This is a genomic window from Limimaricola variabilis, assembly GCF_034371605.1.
Taxonomy (GTDB): Bacteria; Pseudomonadota; Alphaproteobacteria; order Rhodobacterales; family Rhodobacteraceae; genus Limimaricola; species Limimaricola variabilis.
The window spans coordinates 2983133-3009455 of the sequence record NZ_CP139691.1; the positions used below are offsets into that span (position 1 = coordinate 2983133).

24 protein-coding genes are annotated in these 26323 nt (G+C 68.2%); 11 read left to right on the top strand and 13 right to left on the bottom strand.

What is annotated here, in order from left to right; translation table 11 throughout:
- Positions 1-3123 (top strand): efflux RND transporter permease subunit, encoded by a 3123-nt coding sequence (locus T8T21_RS14910; RefSeq protein WP_322336160.1) that lies wholly within the window; start codon positions 1-3, stop codon positions 3121-3123.
- On the opposite strand, the gene T8T21_RS14915 is transcribed toward T8T21_RS14910, so the two are convergent.
- Positions 3116-3874, bottom strand: a complete 759-nt coding sequence (locus T8T21_RS14915) for an IclR family transcriptional regulator domain-containing protein (protein WP_322336161.1) — start codon at positions 3872-3874, stop codon at positions 3116-3118. The genes T8T21_RS14910 and T8T21_RS14915 overlap by 8 nt on opposite strands.
- A 127-nt stretch (positions 3875-4001) precedes the next feature.
- Here T8T21_RS14915 and T8T21_RS14920 point away from each other — a divergent pair, with 127 nt between their 5' ends.
- The 6 genes from T8T21_RS14920 to T8T21_RS14945 all read left to right on the top strand — a co-directional run bounded on the left by T8T21_RS14920 (position 4002) and on the right by T8T21_RS14945 (position 10173).
- Positions 4002-4709 carry a 3-oxoacid CoA-transferase subunit A gene (locus T8T21_RS14920; protein ID WP_322336162.1) on the top strand — a complete coding sequence of 236 codons (708 nt, stop codon included), beginning with the start codon at positions 4002-4004 and terminating at the stop codon, positions 4707-4709.
- Positions 4706-5389 (top strand): 3-oxoacid CoA-transferase subunit B, encoded by a 684-nt coding sequence (locus T8T21_RS14925; RefSeq protein ID WP_322336163.1) that lies wholly within the window; start codon positions 4706-4708, stop codon positions 5387-5389. Before T8T21_RS14920 ends, T8T21_RS14925 begins: the two co-directional genes overlap by 4 nt.
- A gap of 1 nt (position 5390) precedes the next feature.
- On the top strand, positions 5391-6587 hold the full coding sequence (gene pcaF, locus T8T21_RS14930) for a 3-oxoadipyl-CoA thiolase (RefSeq protein ID WP_322336164.1): 1197 nt from the start codon (positions 5391-5393) through the stop codon (positions 6585-6587).
- 278 nt (positions 6588-6865) lie between these two features.
- Complete coding sequence (locus T8T21_RS14935; RefSeq protein WP_322337503.1) at positions 6866-8155, top strand: glycerate kinase type-2 family protein; 1290 nt, start codon at positions 6866-6868, stop codon at positions 8153-8155.
- A 106-nt stretch (positions 8156-8261) separates the two neighbouring features.
- Positions 8262-9023, top strand: coding sequence for a DeoR/GlpR family DNA-binding transcription regulator (locus tag T8T21_RS14940; RefSeq protein WP_322336165.1), 762 nt, complete (start codon positions 8262-8264; stop codon positions 9021-9023).
- Entirely contained in the window at positions 9016-10173 is a 1158-nt protein-coding gene (locus tag T8T21_RS14945) for an MFS transporter (RefSeq protein WP_322336166.1), read from the top strand. Before T8T21_RS14940 ends, T8T21_RS14945 begins: the two co-directional genes overlap by 8 nt.
- 19 nt (positions 10174-10192) lie before the next feature.
- Here T8T21_RS14945 and T8T21_RS14950 read toward each other — a convergent pair whose 3' ends face one another.
- From T8T21_RS14950 to T8T21_RS14965, 4 genes are all read right to left on the bottom strand, one after another.
- Positions 10193-11941, bottom strand: a complete 1749-nt coding sequence (locus T8T21_RS14950; protein ID WP_322337504.1) for a SulP family inorganic anion transporter — start codon at positions 11939-11941, stop codon at positions 10193-10195.
- A gap of 65 nt (positions 11942-12006) precedes the next feature.
- Positions 12007-12924 (bottom strand): MBL fold metallo-hydrolase, encoded by a 918-nt coding sequence (locus T8T21_RS14955; protein WP_322336167.1) that lies wholly within the window; start codon positions 12922-12924, stop codon positions 12007-12009.
- Complete coding sequence (locus T8T21_RS14960; protein WP_085897827.1) at positions 12921-13364, bottom strand: YeeE/YedE family protein; 444 nt, start codon at positions 13362-13364, stop codon at positions 12921-12923. The genes T8T21_RS14955 and T8T21_RS14960 overlap by 4 nt, the downstream gene beginning before the upstream one ends.
- Position 13365: 1 nt before the next feature.
- Positions 13366-13800, bottom strand: a complete 435-nt coding sequence (locus tag T8T21_RS14965) for a YeeE/YedE family protein (protein WP_322336168.1) — start codon at positions 13798-13800, stop codon at positions 13366-13368.
- Positions 13801-13895: 95 nt separating this feature from the next.
- Here T8T21_RS14965 and T8T21_RS14970 point away from each other — a divergent pair, with 95 nt between their 5' ends.
- Positions 13896-14198, top strand: a complete 303-nt coding sequence (locus T8T21_RS14970; protein WP_183474842.1) for an ArsR/SmtB family transcription factor — start codon at positions 13896-13898, stop codon at positions 14196-14198.
- Positions 14199-14295: 97 nt separating this feature from the next.
- On the opposite strand, the gene T8T21_RS14975 is transcribed toward T8T21_RS14970, so the two are convergent.
- The 8 genes from T8T21_RS14975 to cofG all read right to left on the bottom strand — a co-directional run bounded on the left by T8T21_RS14975 (position 14296) and on the right by cofG (position 21594).
- Positions 14296-14919: a TetR family transcriptional regulator C-terminal domain-containing protein gene (locus T8T21_RS14975; RefSeq protein WP_183474843.1), complete on the bottom strand. Its 624-nt coding sequence runs from the start codon at positions 14917-14919 to the stop codon at positions 14296-14298.
- A gap of 144 nt (positions 14920-15063) precedes the next feature.
- A complete protein-coding gene (locus tag T8T21_RS14980) occupies positions 15064-16104 on the bottom strand; it encodes a TIGR03842 family LLM class F420-dependent oxidoreductase (RefSeq protein WP_183474844.1) in 1041 nt (346 codons plus the stop codon).
- A gap of 41 nt (positions 16105-16145) precedes the next feature.
- Positions 16146-16814 carry an NADPH-dependent F420 reductase gene (gene npdG, locus T8T21_RS14985; protein WP_322336169.1) on the bottom strand — a complete coding sequence of 223 codons (669 nt, stop codon included), beginning with the start codon at positions 16812-16814 and terminating at the stop codon, positions 16146-16148.
- On the bottom strand, positions 16811-17584 hold the full coding sequence (cofE, locus tag T8T21_RS14990) for a coenzyme F420-0:L-glutamate ligase (RefSeq protein ID WP_322336170.1): 774 nt from the start codon (positions 17582-17584) through the stop codon (positions 16811-16813). Before cofE ends, npdG begins: the two co-directional genes overlap by 4 nt.
- Positions 17581-18228 carry a 2-phospho-L-lactate guanylyltransferase gene (gene cofC, locus T8T21_RS14995; protein WP_322336171.1) on the bottom strand — a complete coding sequence of 216 codons (648 nt, stop codon included), beginning with the start codon at positions 18226-18228 and terminating at the stop codon, positions 17581-17583. The genes cofE and cofC overlap by 4 nt, the downstream gene beginning before the upstream one ends.
- Positions 18225-19181, bottom strand: a complete 957-nt coding sequence (gene cofD / locus T8T21_RS15000; RefSeq protein ID WP_322336172.1) for a 2-phospho-L-lactate transferase — start codon at positions 19179-19181, stop codon at positions 18225-18227. The genes cofC and cofD overlap by 4 nt, the downstream gene beginning before the upstream one ends.
- Positions 19178-20455, bottom strand: a complete 1278-nt coding sequence (cofH, locus tag T8T21_RS15005) for a 5-amino-6-(D-ribitylamino)uracil--L-tyrosine 4-hydroxyphenyl transferase CofH (protein ID WP_322336173.1) — start codon at positions 20453-20455, stop codon at positions 19178-19180. The genes cofD and cofH overlap by 4 nt, the downstream gene beginning before the upstream one ends.
- Positions 20452-21594 carry a 7,8-didemethyl-8-hydroxy-5-deazariboflavin synthase CofG gene (cofG, locus tag T8T21_RS15010; protein WP_322336174.1) on the bottom strand — a complete coding sequence of 381 codons (1143 nt, stop codon included), beginning with the start codon at positions 21592-21594 and terminating at the stop codon, positions 20452-20454. The genes cofH and cofG overlap by 4 nt, the downstream gene beginning before the upstream one ends.
- Positions 21595-21832: 238 nt before the next feature.
- Between cofG and T8T21_RS15015 the strand changes: the two genes are divergently transcribed.
- Genes T8T21_RS15015 through T8T21_RS15025 form a run of 3 tightly spaced genes read left to right on the top strand, consistent with a single transcriptional unit; the run spans position 21833 to position 26263 of the window.
- On the top strand, positions 21833-23404 hold the full coding sequence (locus tag T8T21_RS15015; protein WP_322336175.1) for a Re/Si-specific NAD(P)(+) transhydrogenase subunit alpha: 1572 nt from the start codon (positions 21833-21835) through the stop codon (positions 23402-23404).
- A 12-nt stretch (positions 23405-23416) separates the two neighbouring features.
- Positions 23417-24919, top strand: coding sequence for an NAD(P)(+) transhydrogenase (Re/Si-specific) subunit beta (locus T8T21_RS15020; RefSeq protein WP_322336176.1), 1503 nt, complete (start codon positions 23417-23419; stop codon positions 24917-24919).
- Between the two features lie 24 nt (positions 24920-24943).
- Positions 24944-26263: an aspartate aminotransferase family protein gene (locus T8T21_RS15025; protein WP_322336177.1), complete on the top strand. Its 1320-nt coding sequence runs from the start codon at positions 24944-24946 to the stop codon at positions 26261-26263.
- Positions 26264-26323: the final 60 nt, after the last annotated feature.

Here is a 26323-nt window from a genome sequence, read left to right on the forward strand (position 1 = left end):
ATGCGTCTCGTCTCCTTCTTCACCCGCCATGCCACGGCGGCCAACCTGCTGATGCTGGTGGTGACCGCCCTCGGCCTGTTCGCCGCGACGCAGATCCGCACCCAGTTCCTCCCCGACGTGGTGAGCGAGACCGTCAGCGTCTCGATCGACTGGGAAGATGCCTCGGCCGAGGACGTGCAGGCGGGCATCGTCGACGTGGCGACTCCCGGCCTCTTGGCGCTCGAAGGGCTTTCGGCGATCCAGGCCGTGGCCCGCGAGGGCGGCGCGCGTTTCAGCCTCGAATTCGAGGCGGGCTGGGACATCGACCGGGCGCTGGCCGAAGTCGAGACCGCGCTGCCCTCGGCGGCGGCGCTGCCCGAGGATGCCGAGGAGGCGCAAACCGGGCGCGGAGTCTGGCGCGACCGGGTGCTCGAACTGGCGCTGGCGGGCGACCTGCCGCGTGCCCGGATCGAGGCGCTGGGCGCGGCGCTGGAGCGCGAATTGCTGCGCGCCGGGATCACCCGCGCCGCGCTGCGCGGCACCACCTCGCCCGAGATCGCCGTCGAGATCGAGGCGGCGCGACTGGCCGAGCATGGGCTGAGCCTCGGCGACGTCGCCGAGGCGATCGCCCGCAACGCCAGCGACGCCGCCGCGGGCGAGACCGCGTCCGGCGGCACCGCCATTCGGGTGGGCGCCGAGCGGCGCTCCGAGACCGGCCTCGCAGCGCTGTCGCTGACCACGGATGCGGGGCCCGTCGCGCTGGGCGACATCGCCACCTTCGAGAGCGAGGAGGCGGGCTCCGGCCGCGCCTATTTCCTCGAGGGCGATCCCGCGGTGGTGATCGGCATCGAGCGCGGCGTCGGTGGCGACGCGCTCAAGATCCGCGCCGCGGCGCTCGAAGTGGCCGAGGCCTTCGTCGCAAGCCGGTCAGAGGGCATCCGGATCGTGCCGATGCGCGACAACGCCGCGCAGATCGCCGACCGGCTGACGGTGCTTGCCGACAACGCGCTGTTCGGCCTCGTGCTCGTGCTCGTTCTGTTGTTCGTGTTCCTGTCGCCCTCGGCGGCGGTCTGGGTGGCGGGCGGCATTCCTGTCGCGCTGGCGGCTGGGCTGGGCGTGCTGTGGCTGACCGGTCAGTCGCTCAACATGATCTCGATCTTCGCGCTGATGATCTGCCTCGGTATCATCGTCGACGACGCCATCGTCGTGGCGGAGAGCGCCGAGGCGCGTCGGCGCGAGCGTGGCGAAACGCGCGCCCATGCGGCCGAGCGGGCGGCGCGACGGATGCTCGGCCCGATCCTCGCCTCGACCGCGACCACGGTGGTGGCCTTCATGTCGCTGCAAGCGGTCGGCGGCCGCTTCGGCGAATTCATCGCCACCATTCCCTTCACCGTCGCCGCTGTGCTGGTCGCCTCGCTCGCCGAATGCTTCCTGGTGCTGCCGCACCATCTTGGCCACGGTCTGGCGCGGCTGGATCGCGGCGTGCTGGCCTGGCCGAGCCGGATGGTGAACCGCGGCTTCGTGCGGTTGCGCGACGGCGTCTTCGCCCCGGCGATCCGGGGCGTGCTGGCACTGCGCTACGCCGTGCTGCTGGTCGCCGTGGGAGTGACGCTGCAGGCGGTGCTGATGATCGTCGAGCGTGACGTCGCCTGGCGGTTCTTCGTCGCGCCGCAGGAGCCGGTGATCACTGCCAACATCGCGATGCGCGACTCCGCGACCCGCGACGACACCGAGGCGATGCTCGAGGAGATGCTGCGCGCCGCGAACGAGGTGCGCGCCGACTTCACCGACGAGCATGGCACCGACCCGGTGGTCACGGTGCTGACCGAGATCGGCGGTGGCGCCGGGCGCGGGCTGGCGAGTGCCGACGACAAGGATGCGGATCTGCTCGGTGCGCTGACCATCGAACTGATCCCGGCCGACGACCGCTCCTACGATACGGATGCCTTCGTTGCGGCCTTCGAGGCGGCGTTGGTGCGGCCGCCCGAGCTCGAAACCTTCAGCTTCCGTGCCGCGCGCTTTGGACCGGGCGGCGACGGGCTCGACATCGCGCTTTACGGGGACGATCCCTTGCAGCTCGATGCCGCCGCAGGGGCGCTCGAGGCCGCGCTGGCCGCGATCCCCCAGATCACCGGTGTCGAGGACGACCTGACGCTGGCGGGAACCGCGCAGGCGCTACGGCTCAATGCCTATGGCGAGGAGTTGGGCTTTACCGAGAGCGGCATCGCGACCGAGTTGCGGGAGCGGCTGCAGGGCGTCGAGGCGCTGAGCTGGCCGCAGGGCACGCAGACCGCGAAGATCGAGGTGCGGCTGCCCGAGGGCGCGCTGGGCGCGGCCTATCTCGAAGAGATCCTGCTGCACTCCCCCGAGGGGCGTTGGGTCTCACTCTCCGAGATCACGACCCGCTCCTCTGCGCCGGTGCTGTCGACCATCCGCAGCGAGGCGGGACAGGTCGTGGTGCGGGTCACGGGAGAGCTGTCGACCCAGGATGCGGCGCTGGCGGAGAGCCTGCGCACGCAGATCGAGACGGTCGAGTTGCCGCGCGTCGCTGCCGCCTACGGCGTGACCTACGACCTGCAGGGTCTCGCGGCGCAGGAGGCCGATTTCCTGTCGGACGCGGCGATTGGCTATGCCGTCTGTCTGCTGGCGATCTACATGGTTCTGGCGCTGGTGCTGGGCCACTGGTTCTGGCCGCTTTCGATCATGGCGGTCATTCCGGTCGGCGTCACCGGGCTGGTCTGGGGGCATTACTGGTGGGACATGCCCCTGTCGATCTTCTCGGCGGTCGGCTTCATCGGGCTGAGCGGGATCATCGTCAACGACTCGATCGTGCTGGTCTCGGCGATCACCGAGCGGCTGCGCGCCGAGGCGCCGCTGCAGGCCATCACCGGCGCGGTGGCCGAGCGGTTGCGTCCGGTGCTGCTGACCACGCTGACGACGGTGCTAGGCCTCGCGCCACTGCTGTCCGAGACCAGCACCCAGGCCGAGTTCCTCAAGCCGATGGTCGTGACGCTCTGCGTCGGGCTGACGGCGGGCTTCTTCATCGTGCTGCTGGTCGTGCCGTCCCTGGTCGCGATCCAGATGGACGTGGCCGCGGCCTGGGGCCGTTTGCGGATCGGGCGGCGGCAGGTGGCGGTCAGATGACCCGCGCCAGCCCGGCCGTCACCCGGCGCATCTCGGGCAGGTAGGCCTCGGCCAGCGTCTCGGCGCGGTCCTGGGTCGCGGCCATGCCGAGATTGAGCGCGGCGACGGTCTGCCCGCGCGCATCGACCAGCGGCACCGCGATCGAGCGCAGACCCAGCTCGACCTCCTGGTCGATGATCGCGTAGCCGTCGGCGCGTGCCGCCGCCACCCGCGCCATGATCGCCTCCGGATCGGTCAGGCTGAGCGGCGTGCGCGGCGCGAGGTCGCTGCGCTCGATCAGTGCGCGCGCCTCGGCCTCGGGGAGGGCCGCCAGCAGCACCCGCCCGAGCGAGGTGCAATGCGCCGGCAGCCTTGAGCCGGGCATCAGCCCGATCGACATCACCCGCCGCTGGGCCGCGCGGGCGAGATAGACGATCTCGCATTCGTCGCGCACCGCCACCGAAGCCGACTGTCCGACCCGCTCCGACAGTTGGTCGAGCCAGGGCTGCACGATCTGCGCCAGCGGCAGTGCCGCCAACGCCGACATCCCCAGCCGCAGCACCCGCGGCGTCAGGGTGAAGAACTTGCCGTCATGCGCAGCGTATCCCTCGGCCGCCAGCGTTAGCAGGCAGCGCCGGGCCGTGGCGCGATCGAGATCCGCGCGCGCCGCGGCCTGTGCCACGGAGAGCCGCGGATGGGCCGCACCGAAGGCCGCAATGACCCGCAGCCCCTTGGCGAAGGAGGCCACGTAATCGGGAGATTTGTTCACCATGCGCACGAGAAGTTCCGCGTTGCGAACAAATGTCAAGATGCGCACGAAACCTCTGGACCGGTGGGGGCCGTCCTTCCTAGGGATCAGAGCCAAGTGCCGCCGCGTGGCGGCCTGAGGAGGACAGGACATGGACAAGACGATAGGCGATGTCGCCGCCGCGGTGGCCGACATCCCCGACGGGGCGAGCGTGATGATCGGTGGCTTCGGCGGCTCGGGCGCGCCGATCGAGCTGATCCACGCGCTGATCGATCGCGGTCCGCGCGATCTGACGGTGATCAACAACAATGCCGGCAACGGCCGGATCGGCATCGCCGCGATGATCGATGCCGGCATGGTGCGCAAGATCATCTGCTCCTTTCCGAAGTCCAAGGATCCCCGCGCCTTCACCGAGGCCTATCTCGCTGGCCGGATCGAGCTGGAGCTGGTGCCGCAGGGCACTTTGGCCGAACGGATCCGCGCGGGCGGTGCAGGCATTCCCGCCTTCTACACGCCAACCTCCTTCGGCACGGAGCTGGCGGCGGGCAAACCCACCGCGGAGTTCGACGGGCGCGGCTACGTGCAGGAGCGCTGGCTCAAGGCCGACTACGCGCTGGTCAAGGCCGAGATCGCCGATCGGCACGGCAACCTCGTCTATCGCAAGGCCGGCCGCAATTTCGGCCCGCTGATGTGCATGGCTGCCGCCACCACGATCGTGCAGGCGACCCGCATCGTGGAGCCCGGCGCGATCGATCCCGAACATGTCGTGACTCCGGGGCTCTTTGTCGACCGTGTGGTCGCGGTGCCGGATGCGCGCCAGGAAGAGGATCTCAACATCGAGGGGGCGGTCTACGGATGAGCGACATCGCGAACATCAAGCTGTCCAACGCGCAGATCGCCTGGCGAGCCGCGCAGGACATCGAGGACGGCTCTTACGTCAATCTCGGCATTGGCTTCCCCGAGATGGTGGCGCGCTACCAGGTCGCGGGGCGCAAGGCGATCTACCACACCGAGAACGGCATCCTCGATTTCGGCCCCGCGCCGGCGCCGGGGCAGGAAGACTGGGACCTGATCAACGCCGGCAAGAAGGCGGTCACGCTCAATCCTGGCGCGGCGTTCTTTCACCACGCCGACAGCTTCGCCATGGTGCGCGGCGGCCATCTCGACGTGGCCATCCTCGGTGCCTTCGAGGTGGCCGAGAACGGCGATCTCGCGAATTGGAGCGTCGGCAAGGGTGGCGTGCCCGCGGTTGGCGGCGCGATGGACCTCGTGCATGGCGCCAAGCGCGTCGCGGTGATCACCGATCATGTCACCAAGACCGGCGTGCCCAAGCTGGTTGAGCGCTGCTCGCTGCCGCTCACCGGGGTGGGCTGCGTGACGCGGGTCTACACCTCGTTGGCGGTGGTGGATATCGAGGCGGGCCGCTTCGTGCTGCGCGAGAAGCTCGCCGCGATCACGCTGGGCGATCTGCAGGCCGTGACCGGCGCGACGCTCAATCTCGACGGCCCCGTGGCCGACCTCACCGTTCCGGAGCTCTGACATGACCGACGCCTATATCTGTGACTACATTCGCACCCCCATCGGCCGCTATGGCGGCGCTCTGGCCGGGGTCCGTGCCGACGATCTGGGGGCAATCCCGCTGCGCGCGCTGATGGCGCGCAATGCGGGTGTCGACTGGGAGGCGGTCGACGAGGTGATCTATGGCTGCGCCAACCAAGCGGGCGAGGACAACCGCAACGTCGCCCGGATGTCGGCGCTGCTCGCCGGTCTGCCGGTGACGGTGCCGGGCACTACGATGAACCGGCTCTGCGGCTCGGGCATGGACGCGGTGATCACCGCCGCGCGCGCCATCCGTGCCGGCGAGGCGGAGCTGATCGTCGCGGGCGGGGTCGAGAGCATGTCCCGCGCGCCCTTCGTGATGGGCAAGGCCGAAACCGCCTTCTCGCGTTCGGCCGAGATCTTCGACACCACCATCGGCTGGCGCTTCGTCAACAAGCTGATGAAGGCGCAATACGGCGTCGAGTCGATGCCCGAAACCGCCGAGAACGTGGCCGAGGATTTCGCCATCTCGCGCGAGGATCAGGACGCCTTCGCGCTGCGCAGCCAGGTCAAGGCCGCAGAGGCCATCGCCTCGGGGCGGCTGGCGCGCGAGATCACCCCGGTCGAGATCCCGCAGCGCAAGGGTGATCCGAAGATCGTCGACACCGACGAGCATCCCCGCGCCACCTCGCTCGAGGCGCTGGCCAAGCTGCGCGCTCCGTTCCGCGAGGGCGGCTCGGTGACGGCGGGCAACGCCTCGGGCGTCAATGACGGAGCGGCGGCGCTCATTATCGCTTCTGCCGAGGCGGCGAAGAAGCATGGGCTGACCCCGATCGCGCGCATCCTCGGCGGTGCGACGGCGGGCGTCGCGCCGCGCATCATGGGCTTCGGCCCCGCGCCCGCCTCGAAGAAGCTGATGGCGCGGCTCGGGCTGACGCCGGACGACTTGGCGGTGATCGAACTGAACGAGGCCTTCGCGAGCCAGGGGCTGGCAACGTTGCGTGATCTCGGCATCGCCGATGACGACGCGCGGGTGAACCGCAATGGCGGCGCCATTGCGCTCGGCCATCCCCTAGGCATGTCGGGCGCCCGGATCACCGGCACCGCCGCGCTCGATCTGAATTCGGGCGAGAAGTCGCTCTCGACCATGTGCATCGGCGTGGGTCAGGGCATCGCCGTGGCGCTCGAGGGCGTTTGAGACGTTTGCGGTCCAAGCGGCCGGACCCGCATCGGGTCCGGCCGTCCACTCTCACGCTGCGCCGGTGCCGCCGATTAGCAGCATGACCCCGTTGTAGCTGCGAAGCCGTCGCGCCACCGTCGAAAGCGTCCCTGCGGCCCTCGTCGAAGCCCGTGACGACGAAGCTGCACCTGCTCCTCGATGGCCGGGCGCTTGCCCGATTGGCAGGAGGTTGTATCACGGTGGGCAAGCGCGCCGGGTTGGCCTCCACCGCTCCGGGCGCCGAGGAGGAGATCCAGATGACTGCCTTGCCCGATCCCGTCACCGAGCCGAGCCGTTTCCTGCGCCATCTGTTCGATGCAGCGGTGGCGCGCGCCGATCCGATGCGGGTGGTGCCCGAACACCTGCCGCCGCGCCCCGAGGGGCGTCTGGTGGTCATCGGCGCCGGCAAGGCCAGCGCGCGGATGGCCGAGGCGGTCGAGGCTGCCTATGGCCCCTGCGAGGGGCTGGTGCTGACCCGCTACGGCTATGCCCGACCCTGCAAGGGGATCGAGATCGTCGAGGCGGCGCATCCGGTCCCCGACCAGGCGGGGCTCGAGGCGACAGCGCGGATGCTGGAACTGGTGTCGGGGCTGGGTCCCGAAGATACCGTGCTGGCGCTGATCTCGGGCGGCGGCTCGGCCCTGCTTTGCGCGCCGGTGGAGGGGCTGACGCTCGAGGACAAGCAGGCGGTGAACCGTGCTCTTTTGACTTCAGGCGTGCCGATCTCGGCGATGAACGTGGTACGCAAGCATCTCAGCCGGGTCAAGGGCGGGCAGCTCGGGGCAGCCTGCGCGCCGGCACGGCTGTTGACGCTGGTGATCTCGGACGTGCCCGGTGACGATCCGGCCGAGATCGCCTCCGGTCCGACCGTGGCCGATCGCTCCAGCCCGGCGCAGGCGCTCGAGATCATCGACCGCTGGAAGATCGCTCTGCCGGAAGCGGCCCGCGCCGCGATCGCCGCGGCCAGACCCGGCGACGGCCCGGTGCCACCGGGCGATCCGCGGCTGGCGCAGGCCGACACCCGGATCGTCGCCGCGCCTGCGCAATCGCTCGCGGTGGCGGAGGAAATGGCACGTGCGGCAGGCTGCGAGGTGCGAATGCTCGGCGATGCGCTCGAGGGTGAGGCGAGGGAGCTGGCGCGGAGCCAAGCCCACATGGCCCGCGACATTGCCGCCGATTTGGCGCCCGGCGATAAGCCGGTGTTGTTGCTGTCGGGCGGCGAATGCACGGTGACGCGTCGCGGTGGCGGGCGCGGCGGGCCGAACGCGGAATTCGCGCTGGCGGCGGCGATCGAACTGGCGGGCCATCCGCGCGTTTATCTGCTCGCCTGCGACACCGATGGGGTGGATGGCGCCGACGAGGTGGCCGGGGCCTGCGTCGGTCTGGATACACTCGACCCGCTCGGCTTCGATGCCGCTTGCCACGCGCTCGACGACAATGATGCCCATGGTTTCTTCGAGAAGGTCGGTGCGCAGGTGGTCACCGGACCAACCCTGACAAACGTCAATGATTTCCGCGCCCTTCTGGTGCTGCCGCCTGAGGTCTGAGGCGCCGGTTGCAGGCGGCACATAGCTCGCGCACGATCTTGCAGAATCATTGCAAGATGCTGCAGAAATCTGCAAGAAGCTGCATATTGGCGGTGCCGGAGGTGTCATGGACGGAGATCATCAGGGCCCTGAACTGCGGCGGGACGCGATCAGGGCACGCCTCGACCGGGGCGTGCCGCTGTCGCTCGTGGATGCCGCGCGTGATTTCGGCGTGTCGGTCGATACGGTCCGGCGTGACCTGAAGGCGCTCGAAGCCGAGGGCCGGGCGCGCTACATCCGCGGCGGAGCGCTGCCCGTGGCTCGGCCGGTGCGCCCGACCCTCGAACGGCTGGCGACCACCGATGCAACGGCCGAACGGCTCGCCGCCGCGGCGTTGCCTCTGATCGAGAACGGCATGGTAATCGCCCTTGATGGTGGAACGAGCGTGCTGGCACTGGCGCAACGCCTGCCGCCGCTGCCCGGCGCTCTCGTCGTCACGCCCTCGCCGGCGGTGGCGCTCGCCTGCCTCGCGGCGGGCATCCCTGCCCGGATGATGGGCGGGCGTCTCTCTGAGGCGGGGGCCATCGCCGTTGGATCGGACACGGTCGAGGCGTTTGGCAACGTCGCGGTCGACATTGCCTTTCTCGGGGCCTGCGGGCTCGACGCCGATTTCGGGTTGAGCGCGGATGACGCGGACGAGGCGCATACCAAGCGCGCGATGATCGCCGCCAGCCACCGCGCCGTGGTCCTGACCGGCAGCGCCAAGATCGGCCGCCGCGCGCGACACCGCGTCGTCGGCTGTGACGCGCTGCGGATTCTCGTCACCGATGCCGACGCGCGCGCAACGGCGAGCTTGGCCCAAGCCGGAATGGAGATCCTCAATGCCTGACCTCGTCACCCCGTGGCGGGCCGTGGCCGCGGCCTTCGCGCTCAACGGCGTGCTGCTGGGCTGCTGGGCCTCGCGCGTGCCGGCGGTCGCCGCCAATTTCGGTTTGGGCGAAGGCGGGCTTGGCCTGCTTCTCTTGGTCATGGGGGTCGGCGCGCTGGTTTCCTTTCCCGTGGCGGGCAAGCTGGCCGACCGTTTCGGCGCGGTGCGGGTCACGCGCTGGATCGCTGCCGTCTATCTGGTCTCGATCATGCTGGTGGGGGTGGCGCCGGTGGTGCCGGTGCTGGCCCTCGCGCTGTTCCTGTTCGGCATGTCGCACGGCGCGATGGACGTGACGATGAACGCATGGGCGGCCGAGGTGGAGCGTCATATGGGCCGATCCGTGATGTCGTCCTTCCACGCGATGTGGAGCCTTGGCGCCGGCCTCGGCGCGGCCGGCGGCTTTGCCGCGACCAGCCTCGGCGCGCCGGTGGCCTTGCATTTCATCGCCGCGCCGATCCTGGCGGCACTGCTGTTCGGACCGTTTCTGCGGATCGACTGGACGTCGCGGACGCGGAGCGGCGGCGCCGGTGATCCGGTCTTCGCCTTTCCGCGCGGCGCCTTGGTGCTGGTCGGCCTGATCGCGTTGGGGGCCGGTTTGGGCGAGGGCGCCGCGGTGGACTGGAGCGCGGTGTTCCTCTCCGAGGTGCTCGGCGCCAGCGAAAACGGCGCGACGCTCGGCTATGCGGTGTTCTCGGTGACGATGGTGGCGATGCGGCTTTGCGTCGATCGGCTGATCACGCGGCATGGTCCGCGCCGCGTGGCGCTGGCGAGCGGTCTGCTCGCCGCGTCGGGCTACCTGCTTTGCGCGACGGCCGCGGCGTTGCCGATGGCGCTTCTGGGCTTCGTGCTGATGGGCATGGGCTACGCCGCGGTGATCCCGCTCGCCTTCAGCCGCGCCGCCGCCGATCCCGAGATCCCGCCGGGGCAGGCGATTGCCTCGGTCGCAACGCTGGCCTACGGCGCGATGCTGATCGGCCCGCCGGCGATCGGCTTCATCGCCGACATTGCATCCCTGCGGCTGTCCTTCGTGCTGGTGGCGCTGTTCGCCCTTTTGATCGCGGCGCTGTCGCCCGTGCTCGGACGCCGCCGCCCGGAGGTGCAGGCGGCGTGACGCCTGAGCAGGGCCGGCATTAGCTGACAGCCCGCTCGGACGGCTCCGCTGGAGGTGCCGCCTTGGCCAGCTTGCAAGCGGCCTCGTGCTGGCTGAGGAACACCTCCCCGGTCAGTTCGTCGAGGAAATGGCTGCGCTTCAGGCGGTCCATCACCGGCCCCTTCACCTCGCTCAGATGCAGGCGGACACCCGCGTCGTGCAGCCGGGTGTTGATCGCCTCGAGCGACTCCAATGCCGAGAGATCGATCGCGTTGACCGCCGGGAACATCAGCACCACGTCCGTGAGCTCGGGCTTGTCGGCCGCGTAGTTCGACAGCTGGTCCTCGAGATAGCGAGCGTTCGGGAAGTAGAGGCTTTCATCGACGCGTAGCGTCAGCACATGCGGCTGAGTTTCGACCTCGTGGCGCAGCACGTTGCGGAAATGCTCGGTGCCCGGCACCCGGCCGACCACTGCCATGTGCGGGCGCGAGGTCTTGTAGAGATGTACGAGGATCGAGGTGACTACGCCCGCGGTGACGCCGACCTCGACACCGAACACCAGCGTCAGCAGGATCGTCGCCGAGACGGCGGCGAAATCGGCGCGGCTGAAGGACCAGGCGCGCTTCAGGATCGAGAAATCGACGAGGCTCAGCACGGCCACGATGATCGTGGCGGCCAGCGTCGCCTTGGGCAGGTAGTGGATCAGCGGTGTGAGGAACAGCGCGGCCAGAGCGAGGCCAAGGGCGGTGAAAGCCCCGGCGGCGGGGGTCTCGGCCCCGGCATCGTAATTCACCACCGAGCGCGAGAAGCCCCCCGTCACCGGGAAGCCGCCCGTGAAGGCCGCGCCGAGATTGGCGGCGCCGAGACCGATCAGCTCCTGGTCGGGGTCGATGCGCTGACGCTTCTTGGCGGCCAGCGTCTGCGCAACCGAGATCGACTCCACGAAACCGATGATCGAGATCAGCATCGCCGGGATGAAGAGCTGCGAAATCAGCGACGGGGAGAAGGAGGGCAGGGTGAGCGGCGGCAGGTTTTGCGGCACCTCGCCGACGATCGCGACGCCGCGTTCGCCCAGATCGAACAGCCAGACCGCCAGCGTCGTGGCGATGATGGCCAAGACGGGGCCGGTCTTGGCGCCGATATCGACCATGCGCGGGCCGAGGCCGATACGGCGCAACAGCGGCTTCAACCCCTTGCGGACCCAGAACAGGAACGCGGTGGCAGAGACGCCGAGTACGACGGTGATCAGGTTGATCTCGCCCAGATGCGCCCAAAGCCCGTCGAGGATCTCGATCAGCGTGTGGCCTTCGCCCTGAATGCCGAGGATGTGGCGCAGCTGGCTCGCCGCGATCAGGATGCCGGACGCCGTGATGAAGCCTGCGATCACCGGGTGCGACAGGAAGTTGGCGAGAAAGCCGAGGCGGAACAGCCCCAGCGCCAGCAGCATCCCGCCCGACAGGAAGGCGAGCGTCAGCGCCGCGGCGACGTAGCCCGCCGTGCCGCTCTCGGCGATGTTGCCCACCGCCGCCGCCGTCATAAGCGACACCACCGCGACCGGGCCCACTGCCAATGCGCGCGAGGTCCCGAAGATCGCGTAGAGCAGGATCGGCGCGATCGAGGCATAGATCCCGGCCTCGGGCGGCATGCCGGCAAGCAGCGCGTAGGCCAGCGACTGCGGGATCAGCATGATCGTCACGATCACGGCGGCGACCATGTCGCCGGTGAAGGTGGAGCGGTCGTAACGCCGTCCCCAGTCGAGGATCGGCAAATAGCGCGACAGCGGGGGCATGGTCATCCGTATCCGTCCGGTCTTTGGGGGAAGGAAAGCGGGCGGCCCGTGGGCCGCCCGAAAGATCAGTCGAAGCGGTTCACCGGCAGCTTCAGGTAGTGGTTGCCGTCATTCTCGGCCGGCGGCAGCCGCCCGCCGCGCAGGTTGATCTGCAGCGCGGCGAGGATGCGGTTCGGCAGCGCCAGCGTCTTGTCGCGGGTCTGACGGCGCTCGATGAAGGCTTCGCGCTCCGTGCCATCCTTGACGTGGATGTTGTGCGCGCGGTGCTCATCGACCGTGGCCTCCCACATCGGTTCCTTGCGCTCCTTGGTGCCGTAGTCATGGCCGACATTGAGGCGGGTGTTGCCCGGCAGGGCGAGGATGTCCTGGATCGAGTCCCACAGCTCGGCGGTCTTGCCGCCCGGGAAATCCGAGCGCGAGGTGCCGGCGTCGGGATGCATCAGCGTGTCATGCACGAAGGCGGCGTCGCCGCAGACATAGGTGATCGAGCCCAGCGTGTGACCGGGCGAGAGCATCACGCGCGCGTCCAGCTCACCGATCTTGAAGGTCTCGCCCTCCTCGAACAGGTGGTCGAAATCGCGGTTCGCGTCGAAGGCGTCGGGCAGGTTGTAGATATCGGCCCAGATCTTGGCGATCTCGGGTACCAGCGCACCGATGGCGTTGGGGGCGCCGGTGCGCTCCTTGAGGTGCGCCGAGGCCATGACGTGGTCGGCATGGGGGTGGGTATCGAGCACCCACTGCACCTTCAGGTCGTTGTCGCGGACGATGTCGAGAACCTGATCCATGCTCTCCGTGGAGAAACGGTAGTTCTTGGGATCGAAGTTCCACACCACGTCGATCAGCGCCGCCTGACGGGTCTTGGGATCGGCGCAGATATACTGGATCGACCCGGTGTCGGGCTCGTAGATGCCCCAGACATTGGGGCTGCCTTCGCCGGTCGAGGGCGAATGGCGGACGACGCGGCTCTTGAGGGGGTCGGTCATTGGGTGGCTCCTTTGCTGAGTGGCATGGAGAGGTCGGGGGTATGCCGGGCCAGCCACATGCCGGCCAGCATGAAGGGCACGAAGATCAGCGTCCCGGTCGCCGCGATCGGCAGCGCGGTCAGCGCCGGGCCGGGGCAGAAGCCGCCGAGCCCCCAACCGGTGCCGAACAGCACCGCGCCGGTCAGCAGCTTGGGGTCGAGGTCGGTGCGGCTCGGGATGCGGAACTCGGTATCGAAGAACGGGCGCGAGCGGCTGCGGGTAAGCCAGGCAAAACCCGGCGCGGTCACCGCGATGGCGCCGCCCATGACGAAGGCGAGGCTCGGATCCCAAGTGCCGAACACGTCGAGGAAGTTCAGCACCTTGGCCGGGTCGGACATGCCCGAGATGATCAGGCCGAAGCCGAAGATCAGGCCGGAGAGAAGCGCGAAGATCTGTTTCATCTCAGCCTCCGATCAGGTGACGGGTGACGAAGACCGTAACGAAAGCCGCGGCCATGAAAGTGCCGGTGGCGACGATCGAGCGCATCGAGCCGCGGCTGATGCCGCAGACGCCGTGGCCGGAGGTGCAGCCATTGCCATAGGTGGCGCCGAAGCCCACGAGCAGGCCCGCGACCGCCATCAACACCGGGCTCGACGGCACCCATTGCTGCGGCCATTCGCCGGACACCACCAGCCAGATCGGCGCGGCGAGCAGCAGGCCCAGCACGAACAGCGCCGAGACGCCGCGCGCTTCGCCATCGGTGGAGCGCGCGAAGATCCGCGAGGTGAGGCCGCTAATACCGGCGATGCGGCCGTTCGTGGCCATCAGCAGCACCGCCGAGGCCCCGATCATCATGCCGCCCGCGAGCGACAGCCAGGGGGTGAACTCTGTTTCCATCTCTCGACTCCGTGATACGACGGTCAACGCCGCCGGGCTTGTCTTGTTTCAGGACATCAATATATTTGCTTGCGTGAATATTCAATGGGTCGAATATGAAAATCACCGACGATTTCCTCGAAGGCGACATCCAGGGCGCGGCGGCGCTGATGGGCATGCTGGCCTCCGAGGCGCGGCTGCAGATCCTGTGCCGCCTGCTGGACGGGGAGCGTTCGGTGGGGGATCTGGCGCAGGCCTGCGGCCTGTCGCAGCCGACCATGTCGCAGCAGCTCAAGCGGCTGAAGGAGGCCGGTCTGGTCGACGGGCGGCGCGACGGGCAGACCATCTATTACAGCGTGAAGGGGCGCGAGGTCGCGGCTGTGCTCGAAACGTTGCACCAGCTTTACTGCACCCGCTGACAATATCTGCCCGGCAGCGCTGGGCGTAGTGACGGCAGGGGCCCTTAGCCTCTACCTCGTCGCACCTGCGATGTGTCGGCAGGCCCGGCTGGATCGTTCAGACGGCGAGGAGCTTGCGATACATCTCGAGCAGGAAGGCCTCGGCGTCGGCGAACCGGTCCTTGGCCTTCTCCGGTGCGATCTCCTCGATTTGCACGTCGAAATCGGCGTAGTGCTGCGTCGTGGCCCAGATCGAATACAGCAGGTGATGCGGGTCGACGGGCGCCATGCGGCCGGTCTGGATCCAGTCCTCCAGTACCGCGATCTTGGCGTTGTAGAGCTCCTTCAGTGGACCGAAGATCTCGCTCTTGGACTGCGGCAGGCCGCTCAGGATCTCGTTGGCGAAGAACTTGCTCTCCTTGGGAAAGTTCTTCGAGATGTCGAGCTTGCGCCGAATGTACTGGCAGATTTCCTCGACCGGCTCGCCATGCGGGCTGAGCATGTTCAGAGGCGCCATCCAGAGCTGCAGCGTGCGGGCCAGAAGCTCGCGGCGGATCGCGTCCTTGCTTTCGAAGTAATAGAGCAGGTTCGGCGTGGTCAGCCCGGCGGTCTTGGCGATCAGGTTGATCGAGGCACCGGAGGAGCCGTGCTGGGCGAAGACTTCGAGCGCGGCGCCGAGGATCTGTTCAGTGTTCTTGCGCTGGATCCGGGTCTTGGGCTTCGTGCCCGCCATGCGTGCCATGAGCCGTCCAGCCCCTCGTAAAGGTCAATCCGCTTGCCCTATTGCACAACTTAGACGGCAAGACCAGCGGTCGGATGGCAGGGGCGGACCGTTCCGGCGGACGGGCTGGGCCGCCCGCCGGGGGTGTTTTGGAGCGCTGGGCCCTCAGGAAACGGCCTTCAGCTGGGTGACGTTGCCCGCATCCTTGCGGAAGGCGGGGATCACCGTGTCGCCGTAATCGGCGATGATCTTCTCCTCGTCGCCGCTGTCGAGATAGATGTTGAACTGCGTGGTCCCGGCTTCCTCGAGCTCGCGGATCTTGGCGATGTGCTCCTCGGGGGTGCCGAGCACGCAGAAGCTCTTGATGATGTCCTCGGTGATGAAGTCGAGATACGGGTTATCGCTCTGGCCGTGCTTGGAGTAATCGTAGCCCTTGCGGTTCTCGATATAGGATGTGAGCGAGGAGGGCACCTGGTCGCTGTCGGCGCCATATTTCTCGACGATGTCGGCGACATGGTTGCCGACCATGGCGGGGAACCACTTCACCTTCTCGATCGCCTCGTCGATCGGCCCGGTATGGGCCGGCGCGGCGGCCATCACCTTGTAGTTCGACATGTCGAGCCCGGCCTCGGTGCCGGCATTCTTGGCCTGATCGGCCAGCCACTTCACGATCTTCGGCTCGGCGATCTGCAGAACCACACCGTCACCGACACGGCCGGCCGAGGCCAGCGCCTTGGGGCCGTAGGCACCGATCCAGACGGGCAGCTCGTAGCCATCGGCCCAGGGGAACTTCACCGGCTCGGGGCATTCGCCATACTGCACTTCCTCGCCGCGGATGAGCGCCTTCACCACGTGGGTGAACTCCTCGAGCCGCTTGAGCGTCGAGGGCTTCTTGCCCATCACGCGCACCGCGCTGTCGCCGCGGCCGAGACCGATGTCAAAGCGGCCGCCGGACTGCTTGGCGAGCGAGCCGAACAGCGAGGCCGCGACCGACCACTCGCGCGAGTTCGGGTTGGTCACCAGCGGGCCGAAGCGCATCTTGGTGGTGTGCTCCATGCACATCGCCATGGCGACGAAGCTCTCGCGCCACAGGATGTGGCTGTCGTAGAACCAGCAATAGTCGAAGCCCGCGTTCTCGGCCTGACGGACCAGGGCACGGGCGCGTTCGGGCTCTACGAAGCCCTTGAAGCAGATGCCGAATTCCATGTGATTTTTCCTCCCTAGAAAATCGATGGTCTCTTATTTGTTCAGTGATCGGGCGGGCAGATGCGGATGCCCGCATGGCTGAAGGGCACCGCTTTCGAGATGTTCAGCCGGATCAGGATCGGGGTGATCGCCTCGATGCAGCGCGCCGATTGCGCGTCGCCCGCGTTGTAGGCCTCGACGCCGAGCTTGCGCACGAGCTCGATCACCTTCTTGCGTGCCTCGAGGCTGTTGCCGCAGACGAGGATGTCGCAATTGATCGACTGGTCGAGCGCCTTCAGCGTCACCGCCGAGACGTTGTGCAGCGCGCCGATCACCGGGATGTCGTCGCCCAAGAGCGCCTGCGCGGCCTCGGTGGCCGAGCCCTCGGGCGGCATGGCGACCTTCTTGGGGTCGCCCTCGGCGAGCGGCACCACGATGTCGACGAGGATCTTGCCCACAAGCGCGGGCTTGAGCGCCTCGAGCGTCGCGTTGTGGGCCGAGAAGGGGACCGCGAGGATCACCATTTCCTCGGCGGCCTTGGTCGCGCCCTCGTTGTCGAGGCCACGGATCTTCGCCGCGTTCGACGGCAGCTGCGCCTGAAGCTCCTCGGCGATGGCGGCGGCGCGCACGCCGTCGCGGCCACCGAGCACCACCTCGACGCCGGCGCGCGCGAAGCGCAGCGCGAGGCCCTGTCCCTGCGGTCCCGTGCCGCCAATGATCGCGATAGTCATCTGAACATGTCCTCTTGTTTCTTGCGTAGGATGTCGGCGCCGCGGCTCTCCGCGGGCGTCCAGTCGAGGCCGCGCAGCAGCACCGCGGGCGTCTTGCCGTCCTTGCGCACCACCAGTCCGGAGGCGGCCGCGATCTCGTCGGCCAGCGCCGGTTCGGTGACCTGCAGGGGGCGGCCCCATGCATCGGTGTTGCCCTGCTCGCGGATCGTCGCAGGCACCTTCGACAGCCCAATCGCGACGTTCACCTGTCCCAGCCGCCATGGCCGGCCGAAGGTGTCGGTCATCACCACGCCGATTTCGGCGCCAAAGCGGGCCTTGAGCGCCTCGCGCAGTGCCGCGCAGCTCGCATCCGGATCGGGCGGCAGCACCATCACCGCGCTTTCTTCGCCGAAATTCGATTCATCGACCGCCGCGTTGGCCGAGATGAAGCCGAGCCGATGCTCGCAGATCATCGTGCCCTCGTTCTGATCGGGGCGGCGGAAGGAGCGGACCACGCGGGTGCTCTCGCGCAGAACCACCTCGACCTTGCGGGCGTCCTTGTTCAGCTCCTCGGCGTAGCGCAGCGCCTCCTCGGACGGCGTCACCGTGTCGAGCGGAATGATGCAGCCTTCGGCCTTGGAAAAGATCTTCTGCGCGACGCACAGGATGTCGCCGTGACGCAGGCCGAGATCGGCGGCGTCGAGCCGGTCGCCGATGATCGCGGCAAGATCGTCGCCGTTGCGGATGTCGGGGATGCCGGGAATGGCGGTGAGCGAGACGGAAAGGCTCATTGCGCGTTCTCCTGACGCAGGTGGCGCAGATGGCCCGTGGGCAGGTGGTGCAGGTCGGCGACGGTGTCGATGTCGACGCGCAGGCTGCCCAGCGGCATCATCACCGGCGTGAGGCCTGCCGCCTCCGCGGCGCGGCGGTGCCGGATCGTCGACTTCGCGCCGTAGGCAAAGGCGAAGGGGCAGGGCAGCGGCACCATCAGCGCGTTGGTGCCCAGATCCTTGGCCGGGCAGATCACCGCCGTCGCGTCCTCGAGCGGGTGGTCGAGCAGCCAGGCCAGATCGACCGGGTCGGGATCGGCGAGATCGCCGGGCAGGACGCAGAGCGCGTCATAACCGTGCATCGTGGCCCAGTGTGCCGCCGCTTCAACGGCCAGCGACAGCGACGCCGCGCCACCATCGTCGATCACCCTCAGGCCGAGCGTCTCGGCCACCTCGCGGATGGTCGGGCTGGCGCTGACCACGGCGAGATCGATCTGTGGCCCGAGCCCCTCGATGGCCTCGCGCAGCCGGTCCACCGTCACCCGGAACAGGCTCAGCGCCAGCTTCCCGCGCTCCTCCGGCGTCAGCGCGAGTCCGAGCCGGGTCTTGGCGTCGCGCGGATCCTTCATCGGGATCGCAACGAGACGTCTGCCCGCAGCGCTCATGCCACCACCTCCGCCGGGGCGAAGGCAAGATCGAGTATCTCGCGCGCCAGCCGGGCCTTGTCGGCCTGCGATTTCATCAGGATGTCGCTGCAATGGGGGGCGAGGCCCTCGGCGGCGATCTCAGCCGTGAGGGCGGCATCGGCATGGTCGATGACCAGCCGGTCGGCCAGCGTGCGGTAGCGCCGGGCAACCCCGAGCGCGTCGGCACGCAGGCCGAGAGAAGCCATCATCCGGTCGGCCGGGCCCTTGACCACGCGCCCGTCGATAAATGGGCTGACCGCGATCTTCGGCGCGGTGGCGGCGCGCAGCGCCTCCGTGATCCCGGGCACGCCGAGGATCGGCGCAATGCTCACCAGCGGGTTCGACGGCGCGATGACGATCAGGTCGGCCGCGGTGATCGCGGTCAGTGCCTCGGGCGTCGGGCGGGCCATGTCCATGCCGGAAAAGGCGATCTCGCGGATCTCCGGGGCGCAGCGCTCGCGCACGAAATATTCCTGAAAGCTGAGCCAGCGGCCATCGGTGGTGCGCAGCCGGGTCTGCACCACGTCGTCGGTGGGCAGCAGGATCGCAGGTGCGACGCCGAAGGCGCGGGCCACGTCACGGGCAATGTTGGAGGGCCGGTCCCCCCGCGCGCGCCGCATCGTACGGTGGATGTGCAGGCCGAAATCGCGGTCGCCGAGCGACATCCAGGTCTCCGCGCCCAAGAGCTTCAGCGTCTCCAGCGCACGGTGCCCCTCATCGGCGACGCCCCAGCCTTGATTGCGGTCGATCCGCCCGGCGAGGCTGTAGGTCAGCGTGTCGATATCGGGCGAGACCCACAGCCCGTGGAAGCTTTCGTCATCGGCGACGTTGCCGATCACCGACAGCGCCACATCGTCATGGGCAGCAAGCCCTTCGGCCATCTTGGCGCCGCCGACGCCACCGGCCAGCAGGCAGACCTTGCGCGGGCTCATCGCGCGGCCTCAACCGAGGCAGCAGGCCGCTCGGGGAACATCTCGAGGAAGGCCAGCGGATCACGGCCGTCGCGGTCCACCAGCGGCGCCAGCTCCTCGGGGTCGTGGCTCTCGAACACCTCGCGCACTTCGTAGACGGTGTTGCGGCGCACCGGCACGCGGCCCGCGGCCCGGATCATCCGCACCAGCTCCTTCGCGGTGATCTCCTGCCCGTGGTTCGATCCGGCGGCGCGCGAGATGCTCTCGTTCATCAGCGTGCCGCCCAGATCGTTGACCCCGCGCGACAGCATTTCCTGCGCCCGCGCCGCGCCGAGCTTGGTCCAGCTCACCTGGATGTTGTCGATCCAGCCATGCAGCATGATCCGCGACACCGCGTGCATCAGGTCGACCTCGCGCGCGGTCGGGCCGGGGCGCACCTTGTCCGGGTTCTGGGCGTAGAGCGGCGAGTCGGTGTGCACGAAGGAAAGTGGCACCAGCTCGGTGAAGCCGCCGGTGTCCTTCTGGATGTCGCGCAGGAGCGCGATATGCGCGGCCCAATGCTCGGGCGCGTCGACATGGCCGTACATGATCGTGGCGGTGGTCGGGATGCCGACCTCATGCGCGGTGCGGATGATCTCGACCCAGCGCTCGGCCGAGAGCTTGTTGGTGGTGAGCTGCATCCGGACCTCGGTGTCGAGGATCTCGGCCGCCGTGCCGGGCATCGAATCGAGGCCCGCTTCCTTCAGGTCGGTCAGGAAATCGCGGTAGGACATCTTGGTCTTGGAGGCGCCGTACCAGATCTCGAAGGGCGAGAAGGCGTGGATGTGCATGCCGGGCAGGGCCGTCTTAATGGCGCGGATGATCTCCCGGTAGTAGGTCCCCTCCATCTTCGGATGCAGCCCGCCCTGGATGCAGACCTCGGTCGCGCCGCGATCCCAGGCTTGCTGCGCGCGCCCCACGATCTGCGCGGGCTCGAGCCATTCGGCGGATTGGTCCTCGGCGCGCTTGGCGAAGCCGCAGAACCTGCAGCCCATGTAGCAGATGTTGGTGAAGTTGATGTTGCGGTTCACCACGAAGCTCACCCGGTCGCCATTGACGCGGCGGCGCAGCGTGTCGGCGGTGCGGTAGACGGCGTCGATATCCGCCCCTTCGGCGCGGAACAGGACCACGCCCTCTTCGGTGCTCACCTCGCCGCCTGAAAGCGCCTTTTCGAGGATCGCGCGGATCGGGTCGGATGCGCCGCCCACGGCGGCGGGATCGCAGGCGAACTGCCGGGTCGTCGACTGGAAGGTCATGCTGTCTCTCCGATGTGCCGCTGCTCGCGCGCCAGCCCTTCGCCCCCGGCCATGCCGAGTGCCCGGGCCCGCACGGACGGGTTGATGAAGCCCGAGTCGCCGGTGAGGTATCTCGGGTAGACGGTGAGCCTTTCGCGCAGCTCGAACCCGGCCTCGGCGCAGGACCGGGCGAGGGCGCAGATCTCGGGCCATTCGTGCTGCGGGTTGATGAAGTCGATGGTGACCGGGGAGATGCCGCCCCAATCGTTTATGCCCGCGTCGAGATAGGCGATGTGCCGCGCGCTGAGGTTCGGCGGCGCCTGCAGGCTGATCTCCGGCGACAAGATGATCCGCGCCGCCGCGATGGTGCGCAGCATGTCCTCGAGGTCGGGCTCAGGGTGGTTGGCCATCTCGATGTCGGGCTTGCGCTGGAAGTTCTGGATGATGACCTCCTGCACGTGGCCGTGGCGCGCATGGGCGGCGTTGATCGCCTCCAGCGCCTCGATCCGCTCCGCCCAGGTCTCGCCGATGCCGATCAGCAACCCGGTGGTGAAGGGCACGCGCTTCTCGCCCGCCCGCTCCAGCGTGCGCAGCCGCTGCACCGGCGTCTTGTCGGGGCAGGCGTAATGCGGCTGGCCCTTGCGGGTCAGGCGGCGGCTGACGGTTTCGAGCATCATGCCCATCGAGGCCGAGACCGGCTTGAGCGTGTCGATCTCGTCATCGGTGAGCGTGCCGGCGTTGACATGCGGCAGCAGGCTGGTCTCGCGCAGCACCAGCGCGCACATGTCGCGCAGGTAGTCGGTCAGCTTCGAATAACCCAGCCGTTCCAGCCCCTTGCGGGCTGCCTCATAGCGCAGCTCGGGTTTTTCTCCGAGGCTGAACAGCAGCTCCTTGCAGCCCTCGCGCTCACCGCGCAGCGCCTCGGCAAGCACCTGTTCGGGCGTCATGATCCGCGCCTCTGGCGAGGAGGGATGCTTGACGAAGGTGCAGTAGCCGCAGGTGTCGCGGCACATGTTGGTCAGCGGCACGAAGGCCTTGCGCGAGTAGGTGACCGTGCGGCCCCAGGCCGCGTCGCGGATCTGGCGGGCGCTGGCCATCAGGGCATCGAGATCCCCTGTTTCGGCCATCGCGGCGCCGGTGCTGGGCAAGTGGCTGGTCATGATCTCCTCCTGCCGCCAAGGCTGAGCGATCTCGATGCGACTTGTCAAAACTATTTTTAGTATCAGATCAAAAAACAGCCTGACGTCAGTTTTTATTGGCTTATATCAATCGCATAGTACTTATGATCATTTCTTCATGATCAAAATAATTGACTACTAGATAAAACAACGCGGATAGTCGGGTCAGGCTTCATGCGGCGCTTGGGAGGGCGCCCATGGGCAGTGGGAGGACAGAACCGTGATTATTGGATCGCCACGAGAAATGGCGGCTGGCGAAGCGCGGGTATCGATGACCCCGTCTTCGGCGCGTGACTTGCAGAAGCTTGGGCACGAGTGCCTGATCGAGGCGGGGGCGGGTCTGGCGGCGGGCTTCACCGACGCGGCCTACGCGGCGGCGGGGGTGCGGGTCGTGCCGGATGCCGAGACGCTGTGGGCCGAGGCGGAGATCGTCACCAAGGTGCGGCCGCCGCTCGACGCCGAGATGGACCGGCTGCGCGAGGGCCAGACGCTGATCTCGTTCTTCTATCCGGGCCAGAACGCCGAAGCGCTGGGCCGCGCCAAGGACGCCGGCGCCACGGTGATCGCGATGGACATGGTGCCGCGGATCTCCCGCGCCCAGAAGATGGACGCGCTGTCGTCGATGGCCAACATCGCGGGCTACCGCGCGGTGATCGAGGCGGGCAGCAATTTCGGCCGCTTCTTCACCGGCCAGGTGACCGCCGCCGGCAAGGTGCCGCCCGCCCGGGTGCTGGTGATCGGCGCCGGCGTCGCCGGCCTCGCCGCGATCGGCACCGCGACCTCGCTGGGCGCGGTGACGCTGGCGTTCGACGTGCGTCCCGAGGTGGCCGAGCAGATCGAGAGCATGGGCGCCGAGTTCGTCTATCTCGACTTCGAGGACAGCCAGGACAGCGCGGCCACGGGCGGCTACGCCGCCCCCTCCAGCCCCGAGTTCCGCGAGAAGCAGCTCGCCAAGTTCCGCGAGCTGGCGCCCGAGATCGACATCGTCATCTCCACCGCCCTCATCCCGGGCCGCGACGCGCCGGTGCTGTGGACCCGCGACATGGTCGAGGCGATGAAGCCCGGCTCGGTGATCGTCGATCTCGCCGCCGAGCGCGGCGGCAACTGCGAGCTGACGGTGCCGGAGGAGAAGTTCGTCACCGACAACGGCGTGACGATCATCGGCTACACCGATTTCCCCAGCCGCATGGCGGCGCAGGCCTCGACGCTCTACGCCACCAACATCCGCCACATGATGGCCGACCTGACGCCGAACAAGGACGGCGTCGTCGACCACGACATGGAGGACGACGTGATCCGCGGCGCCACCGCGACGCATCGCGGCGAGATCACCTACCCGCCGCCGAAGCCGAAGACCGCCGCCATCGCCGCCGCGCCCAAGAAGGAGAAGGCGCGCGAGCTGACGGTCGAGGAGAAGCGGTCGAACGAGATCGCGGCCTTCAGGAAGCAGACCAAGGACCAGATCGGCCTTCTGGCCGCGGGCGCGCTGGTGATGCTCTTGATCGGCGCGGTCGCGCCCGAGAGCTTCATGAGCCACTTCATCGTCTTCGCGCTGGCCTGCTTCGTCGGCTTCCAGGTGATCTGGGGCGTCAGCCACAGCCTGCACACGCCGCTGATGGCGGTGACCAACGCGATCTCGGGCATCGTCATCCTCGGCGCGCTCTTGCAGATCGGCTCGGGCAACTGGCTGGTGGTGTTTTTGTCGTTCATCGCGGTGCTGATCGCCTCGATCAACATCGTCGGCGGTTTCCTGGTCACGCGCCGGATGCTCGCCATGTTCCGCAAGTCGTAAGGGGGCCGGATCATGAGCATCGGCATCGTTTCCGCCGCCTATATCGTCGCGGCCATCCTGTTCATCCTGTCGCTCGGCGGCCTGTCGAACCAGGAAAGCGCCAAGCGCGCGGTCTGGTACGGCATTGCCGGCATGGCGGTGGCGGTCTTCGTCACCGTGTTCGGCCCCGGCGTGCACAACCTGTTTCTCATCCTCGTCGCGATCGCGGCGGGCGGCTTCGCCGGCTGGATCGTCGCCGGCCGGGTGCAGATGACCGAGATGCCGCAGCTGGTCGCCGCGCTGCACAGCTTCGTCGGTCTGGCGGCGGTGTTCATCGGCCTGAACGCCGACATCATGCTGCACGACGTCAACGCGCTGCTGGCCAGCCACGGGCTCGACCGCGCCGCGCTGGCGCTCTTGGACCCGACCGAGCTCGCGCAGGCGGGCGGCGGCTTCTTCGGCGAGCTCACCGGCTTCGGCAAGAAGCTGGCGCTGAAGGACGCGGCCGAGATCGGCATCCTCAAGACCGAGGTGTTTTTGGGCATCTTCATCGGCGCGGTGACCTTCACCGGCTCGGTGGTGGCCTTCGGCAAGCTCGCCGGAAAGGTCGACGGCAAGCCGAAGAAGCTGCCGGGCGGGCACATGCTCAACGCCGCGGCGCTGGCGCTGTGCTTGGCGCTGGGGCTTCTCTACCTCACCGGCGCCGGCATCTGGACCATGGTGCTGGTGACGATCATCGCGGGCTTCATCGGCTGGCACCTGATCATGGGCATCGGCGGCGCCGACATGCCGGTGGTCGTCTCGATGCTGAACTCCTATTCGGGCTGGGCCGCCGCCGCGATCGGCTTCACGCTGGGCAACGACCTGCTGATCGTCACCGGCGCGCTGGTCGGCTCCTCGGGCGCGATCCTGAGCTACATCATGTGCAAGGCGATGAACCGCAAGTTCGTCAGCGTCATCCTCGGCGGCTTCGGCGGCACCTCGGGCCCGGCGATGGCGGTCGAGGGCGAGCAGATCGCGATCGACGCCGACGGCGTGGCGCAGGCGCTGGAGGACGCCGACAGCGTGGTGATCATCCCCGGCTACGGCATGGCGGTGGCGCAGGCGCAGCAGTCGGTCTCCGAGCTGACCCGCAGGCTCCGCGCGCAGGGCAAGACCGTGCGCTTCGCGATCCACCCGGTGGCGGGGCGTCTGCCCGGCCACATGAACGTGCTGCTCGCGGAAGCCCGGGTGCCCTACGACATCGTGCTGGAGATGGACGAGATCAACGACGACTTCCCCGAGACGGACGTCGCCATCGTCATCGGCTCGAACGACATCGTGAACCCCGCCGCGCAGGACGACCCCAACAGCCCGATCGCCGGCATGCCGGTGCTCGAGGTCTGGAAGGCCAAACAGGTCTTCGTCTCCAAGCGCGGCCAGGGCACCGGATACTCCGGCATCGAAAACCCCCTCTTCTTCAAGGACAACACACGCATGTTCTACGGCGACGCCAAGAAATCGCTCGACGAACTGCTGGCCCGTTCGGCCGCCTGAGGCCCCCGTTCAAGGAACAACGAGATGAACGCAGAGACCAAGATCCGCAACGACCTCGGCGCCTACTGGATGCCCTTTACCGCCAACCGGCAGTTCAAGGACAACCCGCGCATGATCGCCAGCGCCGAAGGGATGTATTACACCACCACCGACGGGCGGAAGGTGATGGACGGCACCGCCGGTCTGTGGTGCGTCAACGCCGGCCACCGCGCGCCGCGCATCACCGAAGCGGTGCAGCGGCAGGTCGAGGAGCTGGACTACGCGCCCGCCTTCCAAATGGGCCATCCCAAGGCCTTCGAACTGGCCTCGCGCCTCGCCGAGCTGGCACCTGGCAAGCTCAATCACGTCTTCTTCACCAATTCCGGCTCGGAATCGGTGGAGACGGCGCTGAAGATCGCGTTGGCCTATCACAAGGCCAAGGGCGAGTCGGGGCGCACCCGGCTGATCGGCCGCGAGAAGGGCTATCACGGCGTCAATTTCGGCGGCATCTCGGTCGGCGGGTTGGTCAACAACCGCCGCGCCTTCGGCACGCTGCTGGGCGGCGTCGACCATCTGCCGCACACCCACGACATCGCGCGCAACGGCTTCACCAAGGGCCAGCCCGAGCACGGCGCCGAGCTCGCCGACGAGCTGGAGCGGATGGTGGCGCTGCACGGCGCCGAAACCATCGCCGCGGTGATCGTCGAGCCGATGGCAGGCTCGGCGGGGGTGATCCTGCCGCCCAAGGGATATCTGCAGAAGCTGCGGGAGATCACCCGCAAGCACGGCATCCTGCTGATCTTCGACGAGGTGATCACCGCCTATGGTCGGCTCGGCCGCGCCTTCGGGGCGGATTACTACGGCGTCGAGCCGGACCTGATCACCACCGCCAAGGGCCTGACCAACGGCGTTATCCCGATGGGCGCGGTTCTGGTCAGCGAGGAGATCCACGACGCCTTCATGACCGGCCCCGACCACATGATCGAGCTGTTCCACGGCTATACCTATTCGGGCAACCCGGTGGCCTGCGCCGCGGCGCTCGCCGCGCTCGACACCTATCGCGAGGAGGAGCTGTTCGAGCGCGCCGCCTCGCTTGAGGACTACTGGGCCGATGCGCTGTTCAGCCTCAGGGACAAGCCGGGCGTGATCGACATCCGCGCCGTCGGCCTCGTTGGTGCGGTCGAGCTGGAGCCCTTTGCCGACACGCCCACCAAGCGGGCCTTCGACACCTATCTGCGCGCTTGGGACAAGGGCGTGCACCTGCGCACCACCGGCGACACCATCGCCATGTCGCCGCCGCTGATCATCGAGAAATCCGAGATCGACCAGCTGGTCGGAACGCTCGGCGCGGCGCTCGACGCCTGATCATGGCCGGTGCGTGGCGGCCGGGAGGGTCGCCGCGCTCCGGTCCGTAACGGGAGGACC